We start from the raw sequence: 25379 nt of genomic DNA on the forward strand, positions 1-25379 counted from the left end.
GCGACGCGCGCCATGGAATTCGCCCGGGAAGCGGCGTTGCGGATCATGCCACCTCCCCACGGTCGCGGGCCAGGTCTTCGACCTCTTCCACGAACACCTGCCCGCGATGCGGGTAATTGCGGAACATGTCCAGGCTGGCGCAGGCCGGCGACAGCAGCACCACGTCGCCGGGCTGAGCCAGTTCGGCCGCGCCGCGCACGGCGTCGCGCAGCGTTTCGACGGTGATGCACTTGACGCCGGTCGGCTCCAGCACACGTCCGATCTCGGGGCCATCCAGGCCGATCAGCATCACCGCGCGCGCATGACGCGACACCCCAGGAATCAGCGGCGAGAAATCCTGGCCCTTGCCCTGGCCGCCGGCGATCAGCACCACAGGCTGACCCAGGCCTTCCAGCGCGGCCACGGTGGCGCCCACGTTGGTGCCCTTGCTGTCATTGATGTAATCCACGCCGCCGATCGTGCGCACGAAGGCGGCGCGATGCGGCTCTCCCGCGTAGTCGCGCAACGCGCGCAGCATGGCGCCCCAGCCCAGGTCCAGGCAGCGGGCAAGCTGCAAGGCGGCCAGCGCGTTCAACGCGTTGTGGATGCCGCGGATTCGCAAGGCGTCCACGGGCATCAGGCGGCTCATGCGGCCCTTGGCGCGCACAGGCTCGGGCGCATCCTTCTTGCGCCGCGTGGGCGGCGCCGGTTCGTCGAAATCGTTGGGTTCGCAGGCCGTCAGCCATGCCACGCCCTGCCCCAGTTCCAGGCCCATGTCGCCGACCAGTTCCGGCACATCGCGGCCGAAGCTGCGCACGTGCATGGCGTTCAGCGCGGACACCATCTCCACGGTAAGCGGGTCGTCGCGGTTGACGATGGCCACGCGCGCCATCTTCAACAAGCGCGCCTTGGCCTGGGCGTAAGCCTGCATGCCGCCGTGCCAATCAAGGTGATCCTGGGTCACGTTCAGCACGACAGCCGCATCGGCCATCAGCGTGCGCGTGGTTTCGAGCTGGAAGCTGGACAGTTCCAGCACCCACACCTGCGGCAGCGTGTCCGTGTCCAGTGCGTCCATCAGCGCGGCCAGCGCCGCAGGGCTGATGTTGCCGGCGGCCACCACCGTCAGGCCGCTGGCTTCGATCAGTTGCCGGGTCAGCGCGGTGACGGTGGTCTTGCCGTTGGTGCCCGTCACGGCCAGCAGCCGCGGACGGTATTCGCGGGCCGTGGCCAGATCCGCCAGCGCGCGGGCGAAGAGTTCGATTTCACCGACGACTTCGATGCCGCGGGCCTCGGCCTCGCGCAGCAGGTCGGCGGCCGGCGCCTGGGCAGGCGCCAGGCCGGGGCTCAGCACAACCTGCGACACGCCGTCCAGCAGATCGGTTGCGAACGACTCGTTGCAACCCAGGCGGTATTCCACTTCGTTTTGCGCCAGCGACTCGCGCAGCGCGGCATGACCTCCCGGTTCCGCGCGCGTGTCGGCCACGCGCAGGCGGGCGCCCTGACGGGCACACCAGCGTGCGGCGGCGACACCCGTCTCGCCCAATCCGAGGATCAGAACGAGCGGCGCATCTACGCGGGGGGTTTCCATCATGTTCATCGCAACTTCAGCGTGGAGAGGCCAATCAGCACCAGCATCATGCTGATGATCCAGAAACGCACGACCACCTGGGTTTCCTTCCAGCCGCCCACTTCAAAGTGATGATGCAACGGGGCCATGCGAAAAATGCGTCGACCTGTTCCATAACGTCGCTTCGTGTACTTGAACCAGGTCACCTGGATCATCACCGAAAGGGTCTCGACCACGAACACGCCGCCCATGATGAACAGCACGATCTCCTGGCGCACAATGACTGCAATCGTGCCCAACGCGCCGCCCAGCGCCAGCGCGCCGACGTCGCCCATGAACACTTGCGCCGGATACGCGTTGAACCATAAAAATGCGAGCCCCGCGCCCCCGATCGCCGCGCACAGCACCATCAACTCCGATGCGCCGGGGATGTACGGAAACAGCAAGTACTTCGAATAGTCGACGCGGCCGACCACGTACGCGAAGATGCCCAGCGCGCTGCCGACCATCACGGTCGGCATGATCGCCAGGCCATCCAGGCCATCGGTAAGGTTCACGGCGTTGCTGGTGCCGACGATCACGGCCCACGTCAGCGCCACGAAACCAAGCACGCCCAGCGGATAGCTCACCGTCTTGAAGAACGGCACGATCAGGTCGGCGCGCGTCGGCAGGGACATCGTGAAACCGCTGCCCACCCATGCCTTGAAAAGGGGCCACAGTTCCGTGTTGGCGGGCGCGGACACCGCGAAGGCCAGATACACCGCAGCCACCATGCCGATGGTGGCTTGCCAGAAGAATTTTTGCCGCGCCGGCATCCCTTCGGGATCGCGATAGACCACCTTGCGGTAGTCGTCGCGCCAGCCGATCCAGCCAAACCCGAAGGTCACCAGCAGAACGACCCACACGAAGCGGTTCGTCCAATCCGCCCAAAGCAAGGTGCTGATGGCGATGGAAATCAGGATCAGGACACCGCCCATCGTGGGCGTGCCAGTCTTGACCAGATGGGATTCGGGACCGTAGGTGCGCACGGCCTGGCCGATCTTCATTTCGGTCAGCTTGCGGATCACGCGCGGCCCGGCCACCAGGCCGATCACCAGCGCCGTCGCGCACGCCAGCACGGCGCGCAGGGTGATGTATTCAAACACCCCCAGCGCGCGCACATCGTCAGAAAGCAGACGGGCGATCTCAAGCAGCATGCTGCTCTCCCTGCCCCGAGGCTGCCGAACCTTCATTCAAAGAAAAAGCCGTCACTACCCGCTCCATGCGCATAAAGCGCGATCCTTTTACCAATACGCAGGACGGGCGCAAGCCGCGCAAGGCGGCAACGACTTCGTCTACCGATGCGCAGGCGTGCGCGCCAGGGCCGAATGCGGCGGCGGCCGCCCGGCTGGCTTCGCCTAGCGTGATGAATGCGTCGAGCCCATGCTCGCGCGCGTAATTGCCCACCTCGACGTGCATGGCGGGGCCGTTGTCCCCGACTTCGCCCATGTCGCCCAGCACCAGGACGCGCGTGCCGGCAATGCGCGCAAGTACATCGATGGCTGCGCGAACCGAGTCGGGGTTGGCATTGTAGGTGTCATCGATGAGCAGCGTTCCGTCACTCATTCGCTTGTGCTGCATGCGGCCGGCCACGGGGCTGAATCCGGCCAGCGCCCGCACCGCGGTCTCCAGCGGCGCACCCGCGGCGATCGCGCTGGCGATGGCCGCCAGCGCGTTGCGCAGGTTGTGCAGCCCCGCCACCGGCAGCGTCAGATCGGCAACACCGACCGGCGTCACGACACGGCAGCGCGTGGCGTCCACTTCCGCGATGATCTGCTCGGCATAGACATCCAACCCAGGCTGCAGCCCGAACCGCAGCACGCGGCGCGGCGCGGCCAGCGTGTCCCAGATGGCCGAGTAGGGTTCGTCTCCGGGATACACCGCGATTCCATCCGCCGGCAGCGCGGTGATCGCGGCGCCGTTCTCGCGCGCAACCGCCTCGACGGTGTGCATGAATTCCTGATGTTCGCGCTGCGCATTGGTGACCAGCGCCACGGTCGGCGCGGCAATGGCGGCCAGCTGCGCGATCTCGCCCGGATGGTTCATGCCCAGTTCGAACACGGCGGCGCGATGCTCGGGTCGCAGACGCAGCAACGTCAGCGGCACGCCGATATCGTTGTTCAGATTGCCGGCCGTGGCCAGGCGCCCCGTTTCGCCCTGCCATTCGGCGAGCATCGCGGAGATCATTTCCTTGGTGGTCGTCTTGCCATTGCTGCCGGCCACCGCCACCACGGGCAGCGAAAAACGCGAGCGCCAGGCGGCGCCAATGCGCGTCAGCGCAACGCGCGTATCGCCCACGACCAGCTGCGTCAGCCCGGCATCGGCGACCCGATGCGCAACGAGCGCCGCGCAGGCGCCGCGCGAGGCGGCCTGGTCCAGATAGTCGTGCGCGTCGAAGTTCTCACCAACCAGCGCGACGAAGAGCTCGCCTTCGCCAATGCGGCGCGTGTCCGTGGATACGCCCGGCGTCTGCTGCAACAGCAGCGCCACGCGCGCCCACTCGCGGTCGTCGAACGGCAGCTTTTCACCGCCGATGTCCTGGTAGGTTTCGTGTCCCTTGCCGGCCAGCAGCACCACATCTTCGGGCGAAGCCGCCCAGATCGTCTGCAGGATGGCGCGCGCGCGGTCGACTTCCACGTCGGCTCGCACCGCTTCGGGAATGCCGGCCAGGATTTGCTGAACGATTGCCTCGGGCGACTCGGTGCGCGGATTGTCGCTGGAGACAACGACGTGATCCGCCAGCTCCGCGGCGATCGCGCCCATGACGGGGCGCTTGCCCGGATCGCGCTCGCCGCCGCAACCGAACAGGCACACCAGGCGCCCGGAACGCGCCGTGGCGACGGCGCGCAACGCCAGCAGCGCGCGCGAGAGCGCGTCGGGTGTGTGAGCGTAATCCACCACCACCAGCGGACCGCGGGCCGCATGCGCCGGCAGGCTGACGGCGGGCTCCACGGTCTGCAGACGGCCATCGACCGGATCCGTCGCGGCCAGCTCGCGCGCAATCTGCGCGAACGGCAGGCCCAGCTTGTACAGCACGCCCGCCACCAGCAGCAGGTTCGAAACGTTATGCGCCCCCAGCAGGCGCGTCACGATCTGCGCCTCGCCGTGCGGGGACACCAGCGTGAAGATCTGGCCCTGCGACGTCGCCTGCAGATCGCGGGCACGCATCGCGGCGGGGATTGCGGGATCGTCGCTCAGGCTGTAGCCCATCGGCGACACGCCTTCCGGCAAGGCGGCGAGCATCCGCCGTCCCGCCTCATCGTCAGCATTGATTACTGCCGCAGTCAGACCGGGCCAGCTGAAAAGGCGCGCCTTGGCCGCTTCGTAACGCTCCATCGTGACGTGATAGTCCAGATGGTCGCGCGTCAGATTCGTGAAGGCGGCCAGCGCGATGCGCACGCCGTCCATGCGGCCTTGTTCGATGCCGATCGACGAGGCCTCCATAGCCACGGCTTTCGCGCCGGCGTCGCGCATCGCGGCCAGCGTGCGATGCACCGTCAGCACGTCGGGCGTCGTCAGGCTGCCGCCCAGCGTCTGCCCATCGGGCAGCACGGCGCCCAGCGTGCCGATCGTGCCGCACGCCTTCTCGTTGCGGCTCAGGGCATGCGCAATCCATTGCACCGAAGAGGTCTTGCCGTTGGTGCCCGTCACCGCAACCACCGCCAGCGCGGCCGACGGACGCCCATACCAGGTGTCGCCCAGCTCTCCCAGCAACGCGCGCAGGCCCGTCACGGCAAGCATGGGCGTGCCGGCCGACGCGGCCAGCACGGCATCGGTGGCCGGCGCTTCGAACAGCACCGCGCTGGCGCCCAGCGCCAACGCCTTGTCTATATAGAGACGGCCGTCGCTGGAAAGGCCCGGGCAGGCGACGAACACGTCGCCGGGCTCGATGTCGCGCGAGTCCAGCTTCAGATGCGCGGTCAGCGACACGCGCTCATGCAACCACGCCACGGTCTCGGCAACCGTGGCGGCAGGGGAAGAGTGGAAGCCGTTGGCGCTCATCTGCCTGGCTCCTTGATACCAGCAACAATCGTGGATTCAAACGGTGCGTCTGGCCGCACCCCCATCAACCTCAGGCTCCCCCCCACGATATGGGAGAACACGGGCGCGGCAATGGCGCCGCCGTAATAGCCGCCGATTGTCGGTTCGTCGATGGACACGGCCACCACGATCTTGGGATCCGACACCGGAGCAAAGCCCACGTACGAGCTGCGGTAACGTTGCGTGCTGTACTTACCGTCCACGATCTTGCGCGCGGTGCCGCTCTTGCCGGCCACGCGGTAACCCTGCACCTGCGCGGCTTTCGTGCCGTCGGGGCCCGTGGCCGCCTCAAGCATGGCGCGCACCAGCGCCGTCGTCTTGGGCGAGTAGATCTTCACGCTCGTCGGATCGCTGTCGCGCTTGACCAGAGTCAGCGACACCATGTCGCCGTTGCGGGCAAAAACGGTATAGGCGCGGGCCACCTGCAGCAGCGACACGGACAGGCCGTAGCCATAGGCCATGGTGGCCTTTTCAATCAGGCGCCAGCGCTCCCACGGACGCAGACGGCCCGGCGCGGCGCCGGGAAATCCCACCTGAGGCGCCTGACCGAGGCCCAATTCGGTGAAGCGGTCCCACATTTCGCGGGATTCCAGCTTCTCGGAGATCATCGTCATGCCGATGTTGCTGGACTTGCGCAGCACGCCCGCGACGTCCAGCGTGCCGTTGCGGCTGACGTCGCTGATCGTGCTGCCTTGATACGTGAACCGGCCGTTGCCCGTCTCGAATTGCGTCGACGTGCTGATGCGCCCCAGGTCCAGCGCCAGCGCGGCGGTGAACGGCTTCATGATGGAGCCCGGCTCGAACGTGTCCGTGATCGCCTGGTTGCGCAGGTTGGCGCCGTGGAAGGTTTCGCGGTTGTTCGGATCGAAAGTCGGCACGTTGGCCAGCGCCAGGATCTCGCCCGTATGCACGTCAACGACCACGGCCGTCGCACCCTTTGCGCGGTGCTTGTCCATGGCGTCCTTCAGTTCCTTGAACACCAGGTACTGCAGGCGCGTGTCGATGGACAGGCGCAGGTCGCGGCCGTCCACCGGCAGCGTGACGGCCTGCACGTCTTCGATGACGCGTCCCAGCCGGTCCTTGATGACGCGGCGGCTTCCCGGGCGGCCCGACAACTGCTGATTGAACGTCAGCTCGACGCCTTCCTGGCCCTGATCCTCGACGCTGTTGAAACCCACCACGTGGGCCATCACATCGCCATCCGGGTAGTAGCGGCGCGTTTCGGGCTGCTGGTGCACGCCGGGCATGCCCAGCTGCTTGATCTTGTCGGCCACGTCCATCGAGACCTGGCGCTTCAGGTACACGAAGTTCTTGTCCTCGTCGACGAAGCGGCGGCGCAGGTCGCCGACAGGCGTCTCCAGCAGCTTGGCCAGCGCGTCGACCTGCGCGGGCGTGGCCTGCTTCGCGTCTTCGGGAATGGCCCAGATGGCGCGCGCGGGCACGCTGGATGCCAGCACCGCGCCGTTGCGGTCCATGATCTTGCCGCGCGTGGCGGCCAATGTCAGTGTGCGCTCGTAGCGGCGCTCGCCCTGCTGCTGCAGGAACTCCGTCGACAACCCCTGCAGGAACAGCGCACGGCCGGCCAGCACGGTGAACCCGCCAAACAGCAGGATCAGGACCAGGCGGGCGCGCCACGTGGGCAGCTGCCCGCGCAGCACGGGGTTGTCGAAGAAGGGCACGCGCTTCATTGCGAGCCTCCGGCGGCCGCAGGCACGGGCGCCTGATTCATATAGAGGGTGCGATCCGGCACGATGGGAATCATCTTCAGGCCGTCACGCGCAATGGCGTCGACCCGCGCATTGCGGGCCAGCTCGGCGCGCTCTAGCTGCAGGCGCCGCCAATTGGTTTCCAGGTCGCGCGCATGCGCCTGATCTCGCCCCAACTCCACGAAGAGCTGGCGCGACTGATACCGGCTGGTGACCAGGGAAATGGCCGACAGCATCAGCAAAGCCGCAACGATCAGGTTGACGCGACCCATCAGCGGCGCCCTCCCTTGCCGCCGCGACGGGGCGGCGGGGCGAGGTCGCTGCCGGGCAGCGAGCCGATCTTCACAAATGCAAAGCCGCCCTCGGGGGGCAGCGGCGTTTCGGTGCGCTCGGCCACGCGCAGGATGGCCGACCGGGCACGGGCGTTGGACGAGACTTCATCGTCTTCGGCCACGACCTTGCCAAGGGAACGGACGACAGGCTGGGGCATTTCGCTTTCGCGCAGGGGCAGGCGTGCATGCGCCGCAGCCGGTCGAGCCGCCGCCGCGATGCACTGCTTGACCATGCGGTCTTCAAGCGAATGAAAGCTGATCACCGCCAACCTCCCCCCTGGGGCAAGCAGGTCTAAAGCTGACGCGAGGGTGCGCGCGAGCTCTTCGAGTTCCCGATTGATGTAAATCCGTAAAGCTTGAAAGGTGCGTGTGGCCGGATGTTGCCCCTTTTCGCGCGTGCGGACGGCGCTGGCGACGCACTCGGCAAGCTCGAGCGTGGTGCGCAGCGGCCTTGTTGCGCGGCGAGCAGCAATCGCCTTTGCAACCTGAAAAGCAAACCGTTCTTCGCCATAATCCGCTATGACCTCCCGCATCTCATCCACACTGGCTTGCGCCAGCCAATCCGCCACCGTGGGACCACGAGTGGTGTCCATCCTCATATCGAGCGGGCCGTCTCGCATGAACGAGAAGCCGCGCTCGGCATCGTCGATCTGAGGCGACGAAACGCCCAGATCCAGCATCACGCCATCGACCTTGCCGATGCCGCGCTGCTCCAATTCTTCAGCCATGGTGGCAAAGCCCCCATGCACTACCGTGACTCGCGCATCCTCGGCCGCCAGGGCGTTGGCAACCGCGATGGCCTGCGGGTCCTTGTCAAACACGATCAGCCGGGCTTGCTTGCCCAGCCGGCCAAGCAATTCTCGGCTGTGGCCACCCCGTCCGAACGTGCCGTCGACAAAGACGCCACTTTCGATTCGCGTAGCCACATCCTGCCCACCCTGCGGCTGCGACCGTGCCGCGCCCTTGCCGCCGAAACCGGGCAGCAAAAGCGCGTCCACCGTCGGCGCCAGGAGGACGGGCCGATGTTCGAATTCCATAACTCTTTCAGAACGAAAACTGGTTCAACACGTCCGGCATACCCTTGGCCAAGTCTTCAGCCTCACGGCTGGCCAGGGTAGCGGCGTCCCACAGCTCGAAGTGAGAGCCCAGACCGAGCAGCATCACATCGCGCGTCATACCGGAAGCGTTGCGCAGTTCAGGAGCGATCAGGACCCGGCCGGAGCCGTCCAGTTCCACGTCCTGAGCGTTGCCCAGCAACAGCCGCTGCAGCGCGCGGGCCGTCATGGGAAAAGCCGCGATCTGCTCGCGCTTCTTTTCCCACTCGGGCCGCGGGTACACCAGCAGGCAGCCGTCGGGGTGGCGGGTCAGGGTCAGCCGGCCTTCGGCCTGCGACATGAGCGCGTCACGATGCCGGGTCGGAATCGAGATCCGTCCCTTGGCATCCAGCGTGAGCGCGCTGCTTCCCTGAAACACCACTTTTACCCCACTTAATTGCACAATTTCCTACTATTTCCCACTCTACGGTATGGGCACAGGGGCGGTCAAGCGCGTGGTTGCAATTTTTTCAATCACAACAAGGACTTAGATCAACTTGTAAATACGCAAAAAGAAAAACCTCCCAATAAATCAGGAGGTTGCGACATACTCTAAAAGTCCTACTTCAGAAGTAGCGGCTAATGGGGTCAAGTTACCGTCTGCCGCCCGGTCGATCCTTCCAGTTGGCGAGGCTTCCCGTCGGAGAGGCGACCCTGGAAGTGAAAACAAACTGGCGCGTGGGACGCCAGACGGCCGCGCGGCCTCGTCCAGATCCGCGCGCGCCGGAAGAATTCAATGCAAGACGGGTCTATAGGCCGGATTCTGTACGCCAGGTTGCCCTGGCGGACGATCATTCCTCTGCGCGGATCATTGCTGAGCCGCTGTAGCCATCTACCCGCATGCTCGGACGGAGCCGCCCGTCACGGCCGTGAGGCCGCACGCATGCCTATTTGATGTTGCTCCGGATAGAGGTTGCCGCGTTTCACCCTGCGATGCCGCCGCCCGTTGCCGGTCGGCGCAATACGGAGATGGCCGTATCAGTGCGCGCAAAGCGCGCCCGCGCCGCAGTCTCGTCTCTGTGGTCCTATTCCTCAGCCGTGCCCGAAAGCGCGACCGGACGGCCGTTAGCCGTTACCCTGCCCTGTGGAGTCCGGACCTTCCTCGATGAGCTCGCGCCCACCGCGATCGTCCAACCCGTCTTGCAGCACGTATTCTATTACAGGCGCCAGCTCTGTCCCCCGGGGTGCCCGCCGGCAGCAAGACCGGGGCCTCGTGTTCCTGCGACAATACGCGCTGATCCGCTTAGCTGCCGCAGACACCAACAACCACATGGCCCTCGAAACTCTCATCACCCTGACCGACGTCCAGCTCGCGTATGGGCACCATCCGCTGCTCGACCATGCCGACTTCGCCATCCAGTCCGGCGAACGCATAGGCCTCATCGGCCGCAATGGCGCAGGGAAGTCCTCGCTCCTCAGGCTGCTCGACGGCCGCACGCAGCCAGACGACGGCGCCATCGCCCGCAGCTCCAGCCTGCGCGTGGCCACCGTCGAACAAGAGCCCGAGCTCGACGACAATGCCACGGTGTTCGATGTCGTGTGCAACACGGACGGCGACCACGAAGACTGGCAGCGCCCCTCGCGCGCGCGCGCCGTCATCGAAAAGCTGGGCCTGCCCGCCGATGTGCAGATCGCGGGATTGTCCGGCGGCACCCGCAAGCGCGTCGCCCTCGCCCGCGCCTTGATCGACGAACCGGATCTGCTGCTGCTCGACGAACCCACCAACCATCTGGACTTCGAAGGCATTGCCTGGCTGGAAGACATGCTGCGCGCCTGGAAAGGCGCCGCGGTCATCATCACCCACGACCGCCGGTTCCTGGATGCCGTCACCACCCGCATTGTCGAACTCGACCGCGGCCGTCTCTTGAGCTTTCCCGGCAATTTCTCGCAATGGCAGGAGCGCAAGGCGCAGTGGCTAGAGTCCGAGCGGCTGGAGCAGGCGCGTTTCGACAAACTGCTGGCACAGGAAGAAGTCTGGATCCGCAAGGGCGTGGAAGCGCGCCGCACGCGCAATGAAGGCCGAGTGCGCCGCCTGGAAAGCCTACGCGTGCAGCGCGCCGAACGCCGCGAGCGCGTTGGCAACGTATCGCTGGCGCTGGCCGAAGGCCAACGGTCCGGCAAGCTCGTGGCGGAACTCGAGCACGTCAGCAAGCGGTTCGGCGACAAGATCGTGGTCGACGACTATTCCACAACCCTGCTTCGCGGCGACCGCATTGGCATCATCGGACCCAATGGCGCGGGCAAGACCACTTTGCTCAAACTCATTCTGGGCGAACTGCAACCCGACTCCGGCGCGACCCGCCTGGGCACCAACGTCGCGGTCGCCTACTTCGATCAGATGCGCGCGCAGCTGGACGAAAACGCCTCGCTCGTCGACATCATCAGTCCGGGTAGCGAATGGGTCGAGATTGGCGGGGTGCGCAAGCACGTGATGACCTATCTCGGCGATTTCCTGTTTTCGCCGGCACGCGCCGGCTCGCCCGTGCGCAGCCTGTCGGGCGGCGAACGCGCGCGCCTGTTGCTGGCGCGGCTCTTTGCGCGCCCCGCCAACGTGCTGGTGCTGGACGAGCCCACCAACGACCTGGACATCGAAACGCTGGAACTGCTGGAAGAGCTGCTGCAGGAATATGCCGGCACCGTGCTGCTGGTCAGCCATGACCGCGCCTTCCTCAACAACGTGGTGACTCAGACCATCGCCTACGAAGGCGACGGCCACTGGCGCGACTACGTGGGCGGTTACGACGAGTGGGTTTCACAGCGCCCCTCGCCCGCCACGCCGCAGACCGACGCCGACAAGACTGCCAAGTCCGCCGACGACAATGCCGCTCGCGCGAAAGCCGCGCGCCCCAAGCCTGCGAAGGCGGGCAAGATCAACGCCTGGGACCTGCGCGAACTCGAAGGCCTGCCCGACGCGATCGCCGCGCTCGAGGCCAAGCAGGCGGAACTGGCGGGCAAGCTGGCAGATGGCAGTCTCTATCGCGACGCACCGGACGAGGTCGAGCGCATCAACGGCGAACTGGCCAAACTGGAAGCCGAACTCGAAGAGAAATTTGCACGCTGGGAACTGCTCGAAGCGCGGCGCGACGGCACACTCTGACAGCACTGCTATATATAGATGGGCCGCTCGGCGGCACAAAAAAAGGGGTGAACGGCAAAGCCGCTCACCCCTTTTCACGTCGGCTCCAGCCGCAAGGCCCTCAAACGTGGGCGCGCCACTCCAGCGCTTCGCCGGCGGCAAGCGGGACGAGCGTCGTATTGCCGAACGCCAGTTCCTGAGGCACCTGGTAAGTTTCACGCGACAGCGTCAACGTGCCGTTGTTGCGAGGCAGGCCGTAGAAATCCGGACCATGAAAGCTGGCAAACCCTTCCAGCTTGTCGAGCTTGCCTGCCGCCTCGAACGCGGTGGCATACAGCTCCATTGCATGCAGCGCGGTGTAGCAACCCGCGCAGCCGCAGGCATGTTCCTTCAGACCACGCGCGTGCGGCGCACTATCCGTTCCCAAGAAAAAGCGCGGACTGCCGCTGGTTGCTGCCTCGACCAACGCAAGGCGGTGCGTCTCGCGCTTGAGAATCGGCAGGCAATACCAATGAGGCCGCACACCGCCCTGGAAGATCGCATTGCGGTTGTAAAGCATATGCTGCGGCGTGATCGTCGCGGCAATCGGACCTTCCGCATCGCGCACGTACTCGGCGCCTTCCTTCGTCGTGATGTGCTCGAAGACCACCTTCAATGCCGGAAACGCGCGCCGCAACGGCTTCATCACGCGCTCGACAAAAATGGCCTCGCGGTCGAAGACGTCAATCGACGGATCCGTCACTTCTCCATGCACGAGCAACGGCATCCCACACTTCTGCAAGGCTTCCAGCGCCTTGGTGCACTTGCCCAGCAAATCGGTCACGCCCGCATCCGAGTTGGTCGTGGCGCCCGCGGGATACAGCTTGACCGCATAGACGTGGCCCGATGCATGCGCGCGCACGATCTCTTCGGCCGGCGTGTTGTCAGTCAGGTAAAGCGTCATCAGGGGCGTGAACGAATCCGGGTTGACGCCCGTCTTCGCAAGCGCTTCCAGAATGCGGCCGCGATAGGCCAACGCCTGCTCCGTCGTCGTGACCGGGGGCTTCAGGTTAGGCATGATGATGGCGCGGGCAAACTGGCGCGCCGTATCGGCAACCACCGCTTCAAGCGCCGCGCCGTCGCGCAAATGCAGATGCCAGTCGTCGGGACGGGTGATGGTGAGTTGAGTCGTGCTTTGAGTAGACATGGAAGGCTTCTTAATCTGCCAGCGGCATGCCCCGTTCGGCCAGTGCGCAGAACATCGCGCTGCCCAGGGGAATGACGGCATCGTTGAAATCGAAATGCGGGTTGTGCAGCAAGCAGCCGGAATCGGCCCCGCCCTGGCCAAGGCGGAAATAAGCGCCCGGCTTGGCCTGCAACATGAACGAAAAGTCTTCGGAACCCATTGAGGGTACCAAATCGCGCACCACGTTTTCCTTGCCGATCATCTCGGTTGCAATGTCGGCCACCAAATTGGCGTGCTGAGGGGTGTTCAAAGTCGCGGGATAAATTCGCTCGTACACCACTTCGGCGGTGCCGCCGAACGCACCGGCAATTGCGCTCACCAGCTCCCGCATGCGCGTCTCGACCATTTCCTGGACCGACTTGCGGAATGTCCGCACCGTGCCCACCATCCGCGCCTCGCGCGGAATCACGCTCATCGCGCCGGGGTGGCCGGCTTGCACCGAACCGATCGACAGCACCGCCGAATCCAGCGGGTTCACGTTGCGCGACACGATCGTCTGCAACGCCGTAATGATCTGACCCGCGATCGTCACCGGATCGATCGTCTGATAAGGATGCGCCCCGTGTCCGCCTCGACCTGTGATCAGGATCTCGAAGCGATCGGCAGCCGCCATCATCGGCCCCGGGTTGATGCCGATGGTGCCCGGTTTCAGGCCCGGCCAGTTGTGCAAGGCGTAGATTGCATCGCACGGAAAGGTGTCAAACAGGCCGTCCTCGAGCATGGCGCGTGCCCCGCCGCGCCCTTCTTCCGCCGGTTGAAAGATCAACACGGCCGTGCCATCAAAATTGCGCGTCTGCGCCAGGTACTTGGCCGCGCCGATCAACACCGCCGTATGGCCGTCGTGACCGCAGCCGTGCATGAGTCCCGGCTTGGTCGACTTGTGTCCGAACGTGTTGTCCTCGGTCATGGGCAACGCGTCCATGTCGGCGCGCAATCCGATCATGCGGCCACTGTCGCACCGTTTACCACGGATCACGCCCACCACACCGGTCTTGCCGATTCCGCGGTGCACCTCGATGCCCAACGCTTCCAGCGCGCCGGCAACAATGCCCGACGTGCGGACTTCTTCAAAACCCAATTCCGGATGAGCATGCAAATCGCGCCGAAGCGCCGTCAATTCGTCATGAAAAAGCCGAATCGATTCCAACGGAGAACGTGCGTACATAGGACGTTACAGAATGACGTGATAGAGGGGACGGTCGGTGCATTTTAGTTGCTACAGAGGATAAATGCCTTTGTCTTTACCGGAGAGACACGTTATGCTCCGGCCGCAGGACAATTTTTCCAACAGCCAGAGAAGGAGCGCCGCATTATGGCCACAACCTCCAAACCCGCGACCGCGCGCAAGCCGAACGCTGCATTCATGAAGCCGCTGACCCCCAGCGCCGAATTGGCCGCTGTCATCGGCTCGGAAGCCGTGCCGCGTACCGAGGTCACCAAGAAGATCTGGGAATACATCAAGAAGCACAACCTGCAAGATGCCAGCAACAAGCGCAACATCAACGCCGATGCCAAGCTGCGCCCGATCTTCGGCAAGGATCAGGTCACGATGTTCGAACTGACCAAACTGGTCAACGCACATCTGAAGTAAGCAGGCAAAGGGCGTACGGCGTACGTCCCTGCCTTTGGATTGTCGCGACGCCCTGGCTTCAGGCCGGGCGAGCTCAACGCCACCAAGCAAGCCCCCTCGCAGTGCCTCATCGCCACGTTCGTGGACATTCCCGCTTGATTGAAAAGCCAGTTCGCCTGGTCTGACGTGCCGCTGCATGCCTGCACGCCGCGCTTCCTTAGCCGCGTCACCAACTGCGCTCATGCCGCACGTCGACAGACACACGACAGACACACGAGGCGCCGCTGAACGCGCTACACGGCGCCCTCGCCGACCGCAAGGCCAGGCCGCGCTGGCGCACCGCCAGCCATCGTGTCACGCCGGCGCGCGCAGCTATCCCGCACCGCAGCTTTGACACCGCGTCACATCGAAGCTCGACGCGCCACGGCAACGACACATCAACGACCCCTCAACGACGTATCCTCAGCCTTGCCGCTGATCGCACCGTGAAGGTGGGCAGCTGGTGGGCATCACCCCACACGTTCATGCCATGCAAAAAGGCCGGCATCGCTGCCGGCCTTTCCAGGGGTACTACCAGTACTCACGCGTAAGACGTGGGCGCGCCACCTTCCAGCAACGACAGCCAGCCACGAATCAGGCGATAAAGCACCCACACGATGGTTGCGGCCACGCCAATCCATCCGATGAAGATGAGGGTCGCGATCCCGCTGATGGCCAGCCACAGCAACGCCCACCAGAACGTGCGCAGAAGCCAGTCAAAATGAGCGGCGTACACGGTGCCTGCGGCGTCCGATCGCTTGAGATACATGAGCACCACAGCCGCAATCGTGGCGATGCCCAGAAATCCACTCGTCAGAAAGCCCAAGGCATACAAGCCATAGGCCACGTGGGTCAACGTGCGAAGGTCCAATGTCGTACCGGGCACGGGGGTCTGGGGTTCACTCACGATAACGCTCCAACGAATTGACTCGAACAATCTTACCGCACAAAGCCACCCCACCCACGGCCGTTGTTATTTGTGCACATCCAACATTGGCGCGGCTCGCAGGCCAACTGGAGTGCCAAAGACAAAGCCCCACCGGATACCGGTGGGGCTTTGAGGATAAGAGCTTGACGATGACCTACTTTCACAGACGTCCGTCCACTATCATCGGCGCAAAGGCGTTTCACTGTCCTGTTCGGGATGGGAAGGAGTGGGACCACCTTGCTTTGGTCGTCAAGCGTAACTGCTTGAGCAGCTGACACAACGGTCAACCGTTCGAATCTGGGGTACTGCAGCGCGAACCTGACGCCGACTCGCACTAAAGGGTTCGCAGCTCTCGCCGCAACCCACCTCTTGCCGCAACCGGCAGGGCTCTCACTAAAGACAAAACCCCGCAGGGGATACCTGCGGGGTTTTGAGCAATAAAAGCCTGACGATGACCTACTTTCACAGACGTCCGTCCACTATCATCGGCGCAAAGGCGTTTCACTGTCCTGTTCGGGATGGGAAGGAGTGGGACCACCTTGCTATGGTCGTCAGGCGTAACTGGTTGAGCAGTTGCGGGTTAGGCAACGGCTCCAATCTTGGAAGAAGCGCAACGCGTGGCGATCAGAGCCTGGGGCTCGATGATCAACGCACGGTGGGGTGTAATTGTGTTGGCTGGCTGCTGACGGTGCAGCCAGTATTTTGTATTGAACGACACTTGGAACGCTATATCACCAGGTCATAACCATCAGTGTTATAGGATCAAGCCTCACGGGCAATTAGTATCGGTTAGCTTAACGCATTACTGCGCTTCCACACCCGACCTATCAACGTCCTGGTCTCGAACGACCCTTCAGGGGGATCAAGTCCCCGGGATACCTAATCTTCAGACGAGTTTCCCGCTTAGATGCCTTCAGCGGTTATCTCTTCCGTACTTAGCTACCCGGCAATGCCATTGGCATGACAACCGGTACACCAGAGGTACGTCCACTCCGGTCCTCTCGTACTAGGAGCAGGCTCCGTCAAGTATCCAACGCCCACGGCAGATAGGGACCAAACTGTCTCACGACGTTTTAAACCCAGCTCACGTACCTCTTTAAATGGCGAACAGCCATACCCTTGGGACCGGCTACAGCCCCAGGATGAGATGAGCCGACATCGAGGTGCCAAACACCGCCGTCGATATGAACTCTTGGGCGGTATCAGCCTGTTATCCCCAGAGTACCTTTTATCCGTTGAGCGATGGCCCTTCCATTCAGAACCACCGGATCACTATGTCCTGCTTTCGCACCTGTTCGACTTGTCAGTCTCACAGTCAAGCACGCTTATGCCATTGCACTATCAGCACGATTTCCGACCGTACCTAGCGTACCTTCGAACTCCTCCGTTACACTTTGGGAGGAGACCGCCCCAGTCAAACTGCCCACCATGCACTGTCCCCGATCCGGATAACGGACCAAGGTTAGAACCGCAAACAAACCAGGGTGGTATTTCAAGGATGGCTCCACGTGATCTGGCGACCACGCTTCAAAGCCTCCCACCTATCCTACACAGGCCGGTTCACAGTCCAATGCAAAGCTACAGTAAAGGTTCATGGGGTCTTTCCGTCTAGCCGCGGGTAGATTGCATCATCACAAACACTTCAACTTCGCTGAGTCTCAGGAGGAGACAGTGTGGCCATCGTTACGCCATTCGTGCAGGTCGGAACTTACCCGACAAGGAATTTCGCTACCTTAGGACCGTTATAGTTACGGCCGCCGTTTACCGGGGCTTCGATCAAGAGCTTGCACCCCATCACTTAACCTTCCGGCACCGGGCAGGCGTCACACCCTATACGTCGACTTTCGTCTTTGCAGAGTGCTGTGTTTTTAATAAACAGTCGCAGCCACCGATTCTCTGCGACCCCATCATGCTAAGCGCGCAGGCGCTTCACACTACCGGGGTATACCTTCTCCCGAAGTTACGGTATCAATTTGCCGAGTTCCTTCTCCTGAGTTCTCTCAAGCGCCTTGGAATATTCATCCCGTCCACCTGTGTCGGTTTGCGGTACGGTCTCGTACAGCTGAAGCTTAGAGGCTTTTCTTGGAACCACTTCCGATCACTTCGCAAGCAATGCTCGCTCGTGCCACACCCTTGATTTACGCGCCCGGATTTGCCTAAGCGCCATCTTCGATGCAGCAACAGGGACATCCAACACCCTGATGATTTTCCGCGATCCGTCCCCCCATCGCACTGTACGACGGTGCTGGAATATTAACCAGCTTCCCATCAGCTACGCATCTCTGCCTCGCCTTAGGGGCCGACTCACCCTGCGCCGATGAACGTTGCGCAGGAAACCTTGGACTTACGGCGAGGGGGCTTTTCACCCCCTTTATCGCTACTCATGTCAGCATTCGCACTTCTGATACCTCCAGCAGCCTTTACAAGCCACCTTCGCAGGCTTACAGAACGCTCTCCTACCGCGTGCACTAAAAGTGCACACCCGCAGCTTCGGTTTATCGCTTAGCCCCGTTACATCTTCCGCGCAGGACGACTCGATCAGTGAGCTATTACGCTTTCTTTAAAGGATGGCTGCTTCTAAGCCAACCTCCTGACTGTCTATGCCTTCCCACTTCGTTTCCCACTTAGCGATAATTCGGGACCTTAGCTGGCGGTCTGGGTTGTTTCCCTCTTGAGTCCGGACGTTAGCACCCGGTGCTCTGTCTCCCAAGCTGTACTTGCGGGTATTCGGAGTTTGCCATAGTTTGGTAAGTCGCCATGACCCCCTAGCTATAACAGTGCTCTACCCCCCGCAGTAATACTTGAGGCACTACCTAAATAGTTTTCGGAGAGAACCAGCTATTTCCAGATTTGTTTAGCCTTTCACCCCTATCCACAGCTCATCCCCTAATTTTTCAACATTAGTGGGTTCGGTCCTCCAGCACGTGTTACCGTGCCTTCAACCTGGCCATGGATAGATCATCTGGTTTCGGGTCTACACCCAGCGACTAAATCGCCCTATTCGGACTCGCTTTCGCTACGGCTTCCCTATTCGGTTAACCTTGCCACTGAATGTAAGTCGCTGACCCATTATACAAAAGGTACGCAGTCACCCCACAAGGAGGCTCCTACTGTTTGTATGCATACGGTTTCAGGATCTATTTCACTCCCCTTCCGGGGTTCTTTTCGCCTTTCCCTCACGGTACTGGTTCACTATCGGTCGATCACGAGTATTTAGCCTTGGAGGATGGTCCCCCCATCTTCAAACAGGATTTCACGTGTCCCGCCCTACTTGTCTTACGCTTAGTTCCACACACAGAATTTCGTCTACAGGGCTATCACCTGCTACGGCCGGACTTTCCATTCCGTTCGACTATCCTGCGCGCTAAAACGTAAAGGCTCATCCGATTTCGCTCGCCACTACTTTCGGAATCTCGGTTGATTTCTTTTCCTCGAGCTACTGAGATGTTTCAGTTCACCCGGTTCGCTTCCACTAGCCTATGTATTCAGCTAGGGATACTGCATTGCTGCAGTGGGTTTCCCCATTCGGATATCTGCGGATCAAAGCTTGTTTGCCAGCTCCCCGCAGCTTTTCGCAGGCTACTACGTCCTTCATCGCCTGTGATCGCCAAGGCATCCACCATATGCACTTAGTCGCTTGATCCTATAACGCTGTAGGCTATAGGACCTGAGTATTAGCGTTTGTGCCGTTCATAAGTTTCAAAGCAGTCTGAGGCTTACCACCCCAGTCTTGAGAACTTGGAACAAAAAATAATGCAATCACAACCCGTGCCCATCTTCATCAGCAAAGCCGATTACTTGATGAACACATTTTCGTTGTGCTTCTTCCAGATTGTTAAAGAACAAATATAGCTGTTGGGTAAAACCCAACTCATAACATCGTGACTGACGACACTATGAGTTGGCCTCTACATCGCCACCGGCGATCAATGAGAATCAATGGTGGAGGTGAACGGGATCGAACCGATGACATCCTGCTTGCAAAGCAGGCGCTCTCCCAGCTGAGCTACACCCCCATATTTCGCTTGCCGCGAAATACCTGGTGGGTCTGGTTGGATTCGAACCAACGACCCCCGCCTTATCAAGACGGTGCTCTAACCGACTGAGCTACAGACCCAAAACCTTCTCGGATCAGTAGTCAGGAAGCTGAAGACCTAGGGAAGATTCCCTCGACCCAAGCCTACAACTGATCCCAGCTATATCAAACAACCGATAAGAGTGGACGCTTAACACGAGCACGTAAGCTCTGAAAGGAGGTGATCCAGCCGCACCTTCCGATACGGCTACCTTGTTACGACTTCACCCCAGTCATGAATCCTACCGTGGTAATCGCCCTCCTTGCGGTTAGGCTAACTACTTCTGGTAAAACCCACTCCCATGGTGTGACGGGCGGTGTGTACAAGACCCGGGAACGTATTCACCGCGACATGCTGATCCGCGATTACTAGCGATTCCGACTTCACGCAGTCGAGTTGCAGACTGCGATCCGGACTACGATCGGGTTTCTGGGATTGGCTCCCCCTCGCGGGTTGGCGACCCTCTGTCCCGACCATTGTATGACGTGTGAAGCCCTACCCATAAGGGCCATGAGGACTTGACGTCATCCCCACCTTCCTCCGGTTTGTCACCGGCAGTCTCATTAGAGTGCCCTTTCGTAGCAACTAATGACAAGGGTTGCGCTCGTTGCGGGACTTAACCCAACATCTCACGACACGAGCTGACGACAGCCATGCAGCACCTGTGTTCCGGTTCTCTTGCGAGCACTACCAAATCTCTTCGGCATTCCAGACATGTCAAGGGTAGGTAAGGTTTTTCGCGTTGCATCGAATTAATCCACATCATCCACCGCTTGTGCGGGTCCCCGTCAATTCCTTTGAGTTTTAATCTTGCGACCGTACTCCCCAGGCGGTCAACTTCACGCGTTAGCTGCGCTACCAAGGCCCGAAGGCCCCAACAGCTAGTTGACATCGTTTAGGGCGTGGACTACCAGGGTATCTAATCCTGTTTGCTCCCCACGCTTTCGTGCATGAGCGTCAGTGTTATCCCAGGAGGCTGCCTTCGCCATCGGTGTTCCTCCGCATATCTACGCATTTCACTGCTACACGCGGAATTCCACCTCCCTCTGACACACTCTAGCTCGGTAGTTAAAAATGCAGTTCCAAAGTTAAGCTCTGGGATTTCACATCTTTCTTTCCGAACCGCCTGCGCACGCTTTACGCCCAGTAATTCCGATTAACGCTTGCACCCTACGTATTACCGCGGCTGCTGGCACGTAGTTAGCCGGTGCTTATTCTGCAGGTACCGTCAGTTTCCCGGGGTATTAACCCGGAACGTTTCTTTCCTGCCAAAAGTGCTTTACAACCCGAAGGCCTTCATCGCACACGCGGGATGGCTGGATCAGGGTTTCCCCCATTGTCCAAAATTCCCCACTGCTGCCTCCCGTAGGAGTCTGGGCCGTGTCTCAGTCCCAGTGTGGCTGGTCGTCCTCTCAAACCAGCTACGGATCGTCGCCTTGGTGAGCCGTTACCCCACCAACTAGCTAATCCGATATCGGCCGCTCTAATAGTGCAAGGTCTTACGATCCCCTGCTTTCCCCCGTAGGGCGTATGCGGTATTAGCTACGCTTTCGCGTAGTTATCCCCCGCTACTAGGCACGTTCCGATACATTACTCACCCGTTCGCCACTCGCCACCAGACCGAAGTCCGTGCTGCCGTTCGACTTGCATGTGTAAGGCATCCCGCTAGCGTTCAATCTGAGCCAGGATCAAACTCTTCAGTTTAATCTCTGTATTTGTTTCGTATTCTTGGTCTGAATAAATCCAAACCAGGTCATACGTCGCTACTCAAAGGAAGTGAGGTATGTTCTTAAACTTGACGTCTAAGGTACTTCACTTCTAGTGAGCACTTGATTTCTTGTGCTTGCGATAAGGCCGAAACCTAATCGCTGCACTCGCATCAAGCGCCCACACTTATCGGTTGTTTAATTGTTAAAGAGCGGTACTGCTAAATTCTGTACTACTGGTTTCTGCCCTCAACTTCGGCTAACTTCGCTTTTGCGTCGTCGCTGTCGTTGCAGCAGAGAAACGAGATTATGAAGAAGTTTTTATCGCTTGTCAAGTCAGCTTCGCTTTTTGCTTTACGCAGTTGCGTCGCTTGCTTGCGGCGACCTCTTCAGGTCTCGCCAGGACTTTTGTCCTGCCCTAGCAGCTATCGAAATGTCAGGACAAACCCTGATTTTTCGGTAGCAGCCAAGCCCGTAACTATATCACCATTTTTGCAGCGATTGCAACCGGCTTCTGCCTAATTTGCACTCTGTCCTGCATCGCCGCCGAGCTGGAGAATCTCCTTCGGCTGCATGGAACATAGGTTCTCACTAAAAACAAACCCCCACAGGCTTACCTGTGGGGGTTTGCGCAATAAAAGCCTGACGATGACCTACTTTCACAGACGTCCGTCCACTATCATCGGCGCAAAGGCGTTTCACTGTCCTGTTCGGGATGGGAAGGAGTGGGACCACCTTGCTATGGTCGTCAGGCGTAACTGGTTGAGCAGTTGCGGGTTAGGCAACAGCTCCAATCTTGGAAGAAGCGCAACGCGTGGCGATCAGAGCCTGGGGCTCGATGATCAGCGCACGGTGGGGTGTAATTGTGTTGGCTGGCTGCTGACGGTGCAGCCAGTATTTTGTATTGAACGACACTTGGAACGCTATATCACCAGGTCAATAACCATCAGTGTTATAGGATCAAGCCTCACGGGCAATTAGTATCGGTTAGCTTAACGCATTACTGCGCTTCCACACCCGACCTATCAACGTCCTGGTCTCGAACGACCCTTCAGGGGGATCAAGTCCCCGGGATACCTAATCTTCAGACGAGTTTCCCGCTTAGATGCCTTCAGCGGTTATCTCTTCCGTACTTAGCTACCCGGCAATGCCATTGGCATGACAACCGGTACACCAGAGGTACGTCCACTCCGGTCCTCTCGTACTAGGAGCAGGCTCCGTCAAGTATCCAACGCCCACGGCAGATAGGGACCAAACTGTCTCACGACGTTTTAAACCCAGCTCACGTACCTCTTTAAATGGCGAACAGCCATACCCTTGGGACCGGCTACAGCCCCAGGATGAGATGAGCCGACATCGAGGTGCCAAACACCGCCGTCGATATGAACTCTTGGGCGGTATCAGCCTGTTATCCCCAGAGTACCTTTTATCCGTTGAGCGATGGCCCTTCCATTCAGAACCACCGGATCACTATGTCCTGCTTTCGCACCTGTTCGACTTGTCAGTCTCACAGTCAAGCACGCTTATGCCATTGCACTATCAGCACGATTTCCGACCGTACCTAGCGTACCTTCGAACTCCTCCGTTACACTTTGGGAGGAGACCGCCCCAGTCAAACTGCCCACCATGCACTGTCCCCGATCCGGATAACGGACCAAGGTTAGAACCGCAAACAAACCAGGGTGGTATTTCAAGGATGGCTCCACGTGATCTGGCGACCACGCTTCAAAGCCTCCCACCTATCCTACACAGGCCGGTTCACAGTCCAATGCAAAGCTACAGTAAAGGTTCATGGGGTCTTTCCGTCTAGCCGCGGGTAGATTGCATCATCACAAACACTTCAACTTCGCTGAGTCTCAGGAGGAGACAGTGTGGCCATCGTTACGCCATTCGTGCAGGTCGGAACTTACCCGACAAGGAATTTCGCTACCTTAGGACCGTTATAGTTACGGCCGCCGTTTACCGGGGCTTCGATCAAGAGCTTGCACCCCATCACTTAACCTTCCGGCACCGGGCAGGCGTCACACCCTATACGTCGACTTTCGTCTTTGCAGAGTGCTGTGTTTTTAATAAACAGTCGCAGCCACCGATTCTCTGCGACCCCATCATGCTAAGCGCGCAGGCGCTTCACACTACCGGGGTATACCTTCTCCCGAAGTTACGGTATCAATTTGCCGAGTTCCTTCTCCTGAGTTCTCTCAAGCGCCTTGGAATATTCATCCCGTCCACCTGTGTCGGTTTGCGGTACGGTCTCGTACAGCTGAAGCTTAGAGGCTTTTCTTGGAACCACTTCCGATCACTTCGCAAGCAATGCTCGCTCGTGCCATACCCTTGATTTACGCGCCCGGATTTGCCTAAGCGCCATCTTCGATGCAGCAACAGGGACATCCAACACCCTGATGATTTTCCGCGATCCGTCCCCCCATCGCACTGTACGACGGTGCTGGAATATTAACCAGCTTCCCATCAGCTACGCATCTCTGCCTCGCCTTAGGGGCCGACTCACCCTGCGCCGATGAACGTTGCGCAGGAAACCTTGGACTTACGGCGAGGGGGCTTTTCACCCCCTTTATCGCTACTCATGTCAGCATTCGCACTTCTGATACCTCCAGCAGCCTTTACAAGCCACCTTCGCAGGCTTACAGAACGCTCTCCTACCGCGTGCACTAAAAGTGCACACCCGCAGCTTCGGTTTATCGCTTAGCCCCGTTACATCTTCCGCGCAGGACGACTCGATCAGTGAGCTATTACGCTTTCTTTAAAGGATGGCTGCTTCTAAGCCAACCTCCTGACTGTCTATGCCTTCCCACTTCGTTTCCCACTTAGCGATAATTCGGGACCTTAGCTGGCGGTCTGGGTTGTTTCCCTCTTGAGTCCGGACGTTAGCACCCGGTGCTCTGTCTCCCAAGCTGTACTTGCGGGTATTCGGAGTTTGCCATAGTTTGGTAAGTCGCCATGACCCCCTAGCTATAACAGTGCTCTACCCCCCGCAGTAATACTTGAGGCACTACCTAAATAGTTTTCGGAGAGAACCAGCTATTTCCAGATTTGTTTAGCCTTTCACCCCTATCCACAGCTCATCCCCTAATTTTTCAACATTAGTGGGTTCGGTCCTCCAGCACGTGTTACCGTGCCTTCAACCTGGCCATGGATAGATCATCTGGTTTCGGGTCTACACCCAGCGACTGAATCGCCCTATTCGGACTCGCTTTCGCTACGGCTTCCCTATTCGGTTAACCTTGCCACTGAATGTAAGTCGCTGACCCATTATACAAAAGGTACGCAGTCACCCCACAAGGAGGCTCCTACTGTTTGTATGCATACGGTTTCAGGATCTATTTCACTCCCCTTCCGGGGTTCTTTTCGCCTTTCCCTCACGGTACTGGTTCACTATCGGTCGATCACGAGTATTTAGCCTTGGAGGATGGTCCCCCCATCTTCAAACAGGATTTCACGTGTCCCGCCCTACTTGTCTTACGCTTAGTTCCACACACAGAATTTCGTCTACAGGGCTATCACCTGCTACGGCCGGACTTTCCATTCCGTTCGACTATCCTGCGCGCTAAAACGTAAAGGCTCATCCGATTTCGCTCGCCACTACTTTCGGAATCTCGGTTGATTTCTTTTCCTCGAGCTACTGAGATGTTTCAGTTCACCCGGTTCGCTTCCACTAGCCTATGTATTCAGCTAGGGATACTGCATTGCTGCAGTGGGTTTCCCCATTCGGATATCTGCGGATCAAAGCTTGTTTGCCAGCTCCCCGCAGCTTTTCGCAGGCTACTACGTCCTTCATCGCCTGTGATCGCCAAGGCATCCACCATATGCACTTAGTCGCTTGATCCTATAACGCTGTAGGCTATAGGACCTGAGTATTAGCGTTTGTGCCGTTCATAAGTTTCAAAGCAGTCTGAGGCTTATCACCCCAGTCTTGAGAACTTGGAACAAAAAATAATGCAATCACAACCCGTGCCCATCTTCATCAGCAATGCTGATTACTTGAT

The 25379-nt window shown here is 60.2% G+C and carries 12 protein-coding genes, 2 tRNA genes, 6 rRNA genes and 1 other RNA gene; 2 read left to right on the forward strand and 19 right to left on the reverse strand.

The window, feature by feature from the left end; all coding sequences use genetic code 11:
• Nucleotides 1-43: 43 nt before the first annotated feature.
• The 8 genes from murD to rnpB form a co-directional block, all read right to left on the reverse strand.
• Nucleotides 44-1576, reverse strand: a complete 1533-nt coding sequence (murD, locus tag FBY20_RS07415) for a UDP-N-acetylmuramoyl-L-alanine--D-glutamate ligase (protein ID WP_142051198.1) — start codon at nucleotides 1574-1576, stop codon at nucleotides 44-46.
• Nucleotides 1573-2742: a phospho-N-acetylmuramoyl-pentapeptide-transferase gene (gene mraY, locus FBY20_RS07420; protein ID WP_056320752.1), complete on the reverse strand. Its 1170-nt coding sequence runs from the start codon at nucleotides 2740-2742 to the stop codon at nucleotides 1573-1575. Before mraY ends, murD begins: the two co-directional genes overlap by 4 nt.
• A complete protein-coding gene (murF, locus tag FBY20_RS07425; protein WP_142051200.1) occupies nucleotides 2732-5587 on the reverse strand; it encodes a bifunctional UDP-N-acetylmuramoyl-L-alanyl-D-glutamate--2,6-diaminopimelate ligase MurE/UDP-N-acetylmuramoyl-tripeptide--D-alanyl-D-alanine ligase MurF in 2856 nt (951 codons plus the stop codon). The genes mraY and murF overlap by 11 nt, the downstream gene beginning before the upstream one ends.
• Entirely contained in the window at nucleotides 5584-7314 is a 1731-nt protein-coding gene (locus tag FBY20_RS07430) for a penicillin-binding protein 2 (protein ID WP_056320746.1), read from the reverse strand. Before FBY20_RS07430 ends, murF begins: the two co-directional genes overlap by 4 nt.
• On the reverse strand, nucleotides 7311-7604 hold the full coding sequence (gene ftsL / locus FBY20_RS07435) for a cell division protein FtsL (RefSeq protein WP_056320744.1): 294 nt from the start codon (nucleotides 7602-7604) through the stop codon (nucleotides 7311-7313). The genes FBY20_RS07430 and ftsL overlap by 4 nt, the downstream gene beginning before the upstream one ends.
• Nucleotides 7604-8701 (reverse strand): 16S rRNA (cytosine(1402)-N(4))-methyltransferase RsmH, encoded by a 1098-nt coding sequence (gene rsmH / locus FBY20_RS07440; RefSeq protein WP_128829953.1) that lies wholly within the window; start codon nucleotides 8699-8701, stop codon nucleotides 7604-7606. Before rsmH ends, ftsL begins: the two co-directional genes overlap by 1 nt.
• Nucleotides 8702-8708: 7 nt before the next feature.
• Nucleotides 8709-9137, reverse strand: coding sequence for a division/cell wall cluster transcriptional repressor MraZ (gene mraZ, locus FBY20_RS07445; RefSeq protein ID WP_056322651.1), 429 nt, complete (start codon nucleotides 9135-9137; stop codon nucleotides 8709-8711).
• A 357-nt stretch (nucleotides 9138-9494) separates the two neighbouring features.
• An RNA gene (gene rnpB / locus FBY20_RS07450) (RNase P RNA component class A) lies at nucleotides 9495-9900 on the reverse strand.
• Nucleotides 9901-10028: 128 nt separating this feature from the next.
• Here rnpB and FBY20_RS07455 point away from each other — a divergent pair.
• Nucleotides 10029-11855: an ATP-binding cassette domain-containing protein gene (locus tag FBY20_RS07455; RefSeq protein WP_142051203.1), complete on the forward strand. Its 1827-nt coding sequence runs from the start codon at nucleotides 10029-10031 to the stop codon at nucleotides 11853-11855.
• A 100-nt stretch (nucleotides 11856-11955) separates the two neighbouring features.
• Here FBY20_RS07455 and pyrC read toward each other — a convergent pair whose 3' ends face one another.
• Both pyrC and FBY20_RS07465 read right to left on the reverse strand, forming a co-directional pair.
• Nucleotides 11956-13035, reverse strand: a complete 1080-nt coding sequence (gene pyrC / locus FBY20_RS07460; RefSeq protein WP_142055840.1) for a dihydroorotase — start codon at nucleotides 13033-13035, stop codon at nucleotides 11956-11958.
• Nucleotides 13031-14224: a M20 aminoacylase family protein gene (locus FBY20_RS07465; RefSeq protein ID WP_056569330.1), complete on the reverse strand. Its 1194-nt coding sequence runs from the start codon at nucleotides 14222-14224 to the stop codon at nucleotides 13031-13033. The genes pyrC and FBY20_RS07465 overlap by 5 nt, the downstream gene beginning before the upstream one ends.
• Nucleotides 14225-14371: 147 nt before the next feature.
• Here FBY20_RS07465 and FBY20_RS07470 point away from each other — a divergent pair, with 147 nt between their 5' ends.
• A complete protein-coding gene (locus tag FBY20_RS07470) occupies nucleotides 14372-14650 on the forward strand; it encodes an SWIB/MDM2 domain-containing protein (RefSeq protein ID WP_006217453.1) in 279 nt (92 codons plus the stop codon).
• A gap of 559 nt (nucleotides 14651-15209) precedes the next feature.
• On the opposite strand, the gene FBY20_RS07475 is transcribed toward FBY20_RS07470, so the two are convergent.
• The 9 genes from FBY20_RS07475 to FBY20_RS07515 all read right to left on the reverse strand — a co-directional run bounded on the left by FBY20_RS07475 (nucleotide 15210) and on the right by FBY20_RS07515 (nucleotide 25219).
• Entirely contained in the window at nucleotides 15210-15575 is a 366-nt protein-coding gene (locus FBY20_RS07475; RefSeq protein ID WP_056320734.1) for a hypothetical protein, read from the reverse strand.
• Between the two features lie 162 nt (nucleotides 15576-15737).
• Nucleotides 15738-15850: ribosomal RNA gene (rrf, locus tag FBY20_RS07480) — 5S ribosomal RNA — on the reverse strand.
• 189 nt (nucleotides 15851-16039) lie between these two features.
• A 5S ribosomal RNA gene (rrf, locus tag FBY20_RS07485) occupies nucleotides 16040-16152 on the reverse strand.
• 202 nt (nucleotides 16153-16354) lie between these two features.
• Nucleotides 16355-19239, reverse strand: a 23S ribosomal RNA gene (locus FBY20_RS07490).
• A gap of 297 nt (nucleotides 19240-19536) precedes the next feature.
• Nucleotides 19537-19612: transfer RNA gene (locus tag FBY20_RS07495), tRNA-Ala, on the reverse strand.
• Nucleotides 19613-19636: 24 nt separating this feature from the next.
• Nucleotides 19637-19713, reverse strand: a tRNA-Ile gene (locus tag FBY20_RS07500).
• A gap of 132 nt (nucleotides 19714-19845) precedes the next feature.
• Nucleotides 19846-21376 (reverse strand): 16S ribosomal RNA (locus FBY20_RS07505).
• 642 nt (nucleotides 21377-22018) lie between these two features.
• Nucleotides 22019-22131 (reverse strand): 5S ribosomal RNA (gene rrf, locus FBY20_RS07510).
• A 203-nt stretch (nucleotides 22132-22334) separates the two neighbouring features.
• Nucleotides 22335-25219 (reverse strand): 23S ribosomal RNA (locus tag FBY20_RS07515).
• The 16S, 23S and 5S rRNA genes sit together here with 2 tRNA genes alongside, the layout of an rRNA operon.
• Between the last annotated feature and the right edge of the window lie 160 nt (nucleotides 25220-25379).

This window comes from Achromobacter sp. SLBN-14, from assembly GCF_006715415.1.
In the GTDB taxonomy this organism is placed as follows: Bacteria; Pseudomonadota; Gammaproteobacteria; order Burkholderiales; family Burkholderiaceae_B; genus Achromobacter; species Achromobacter mucicolens.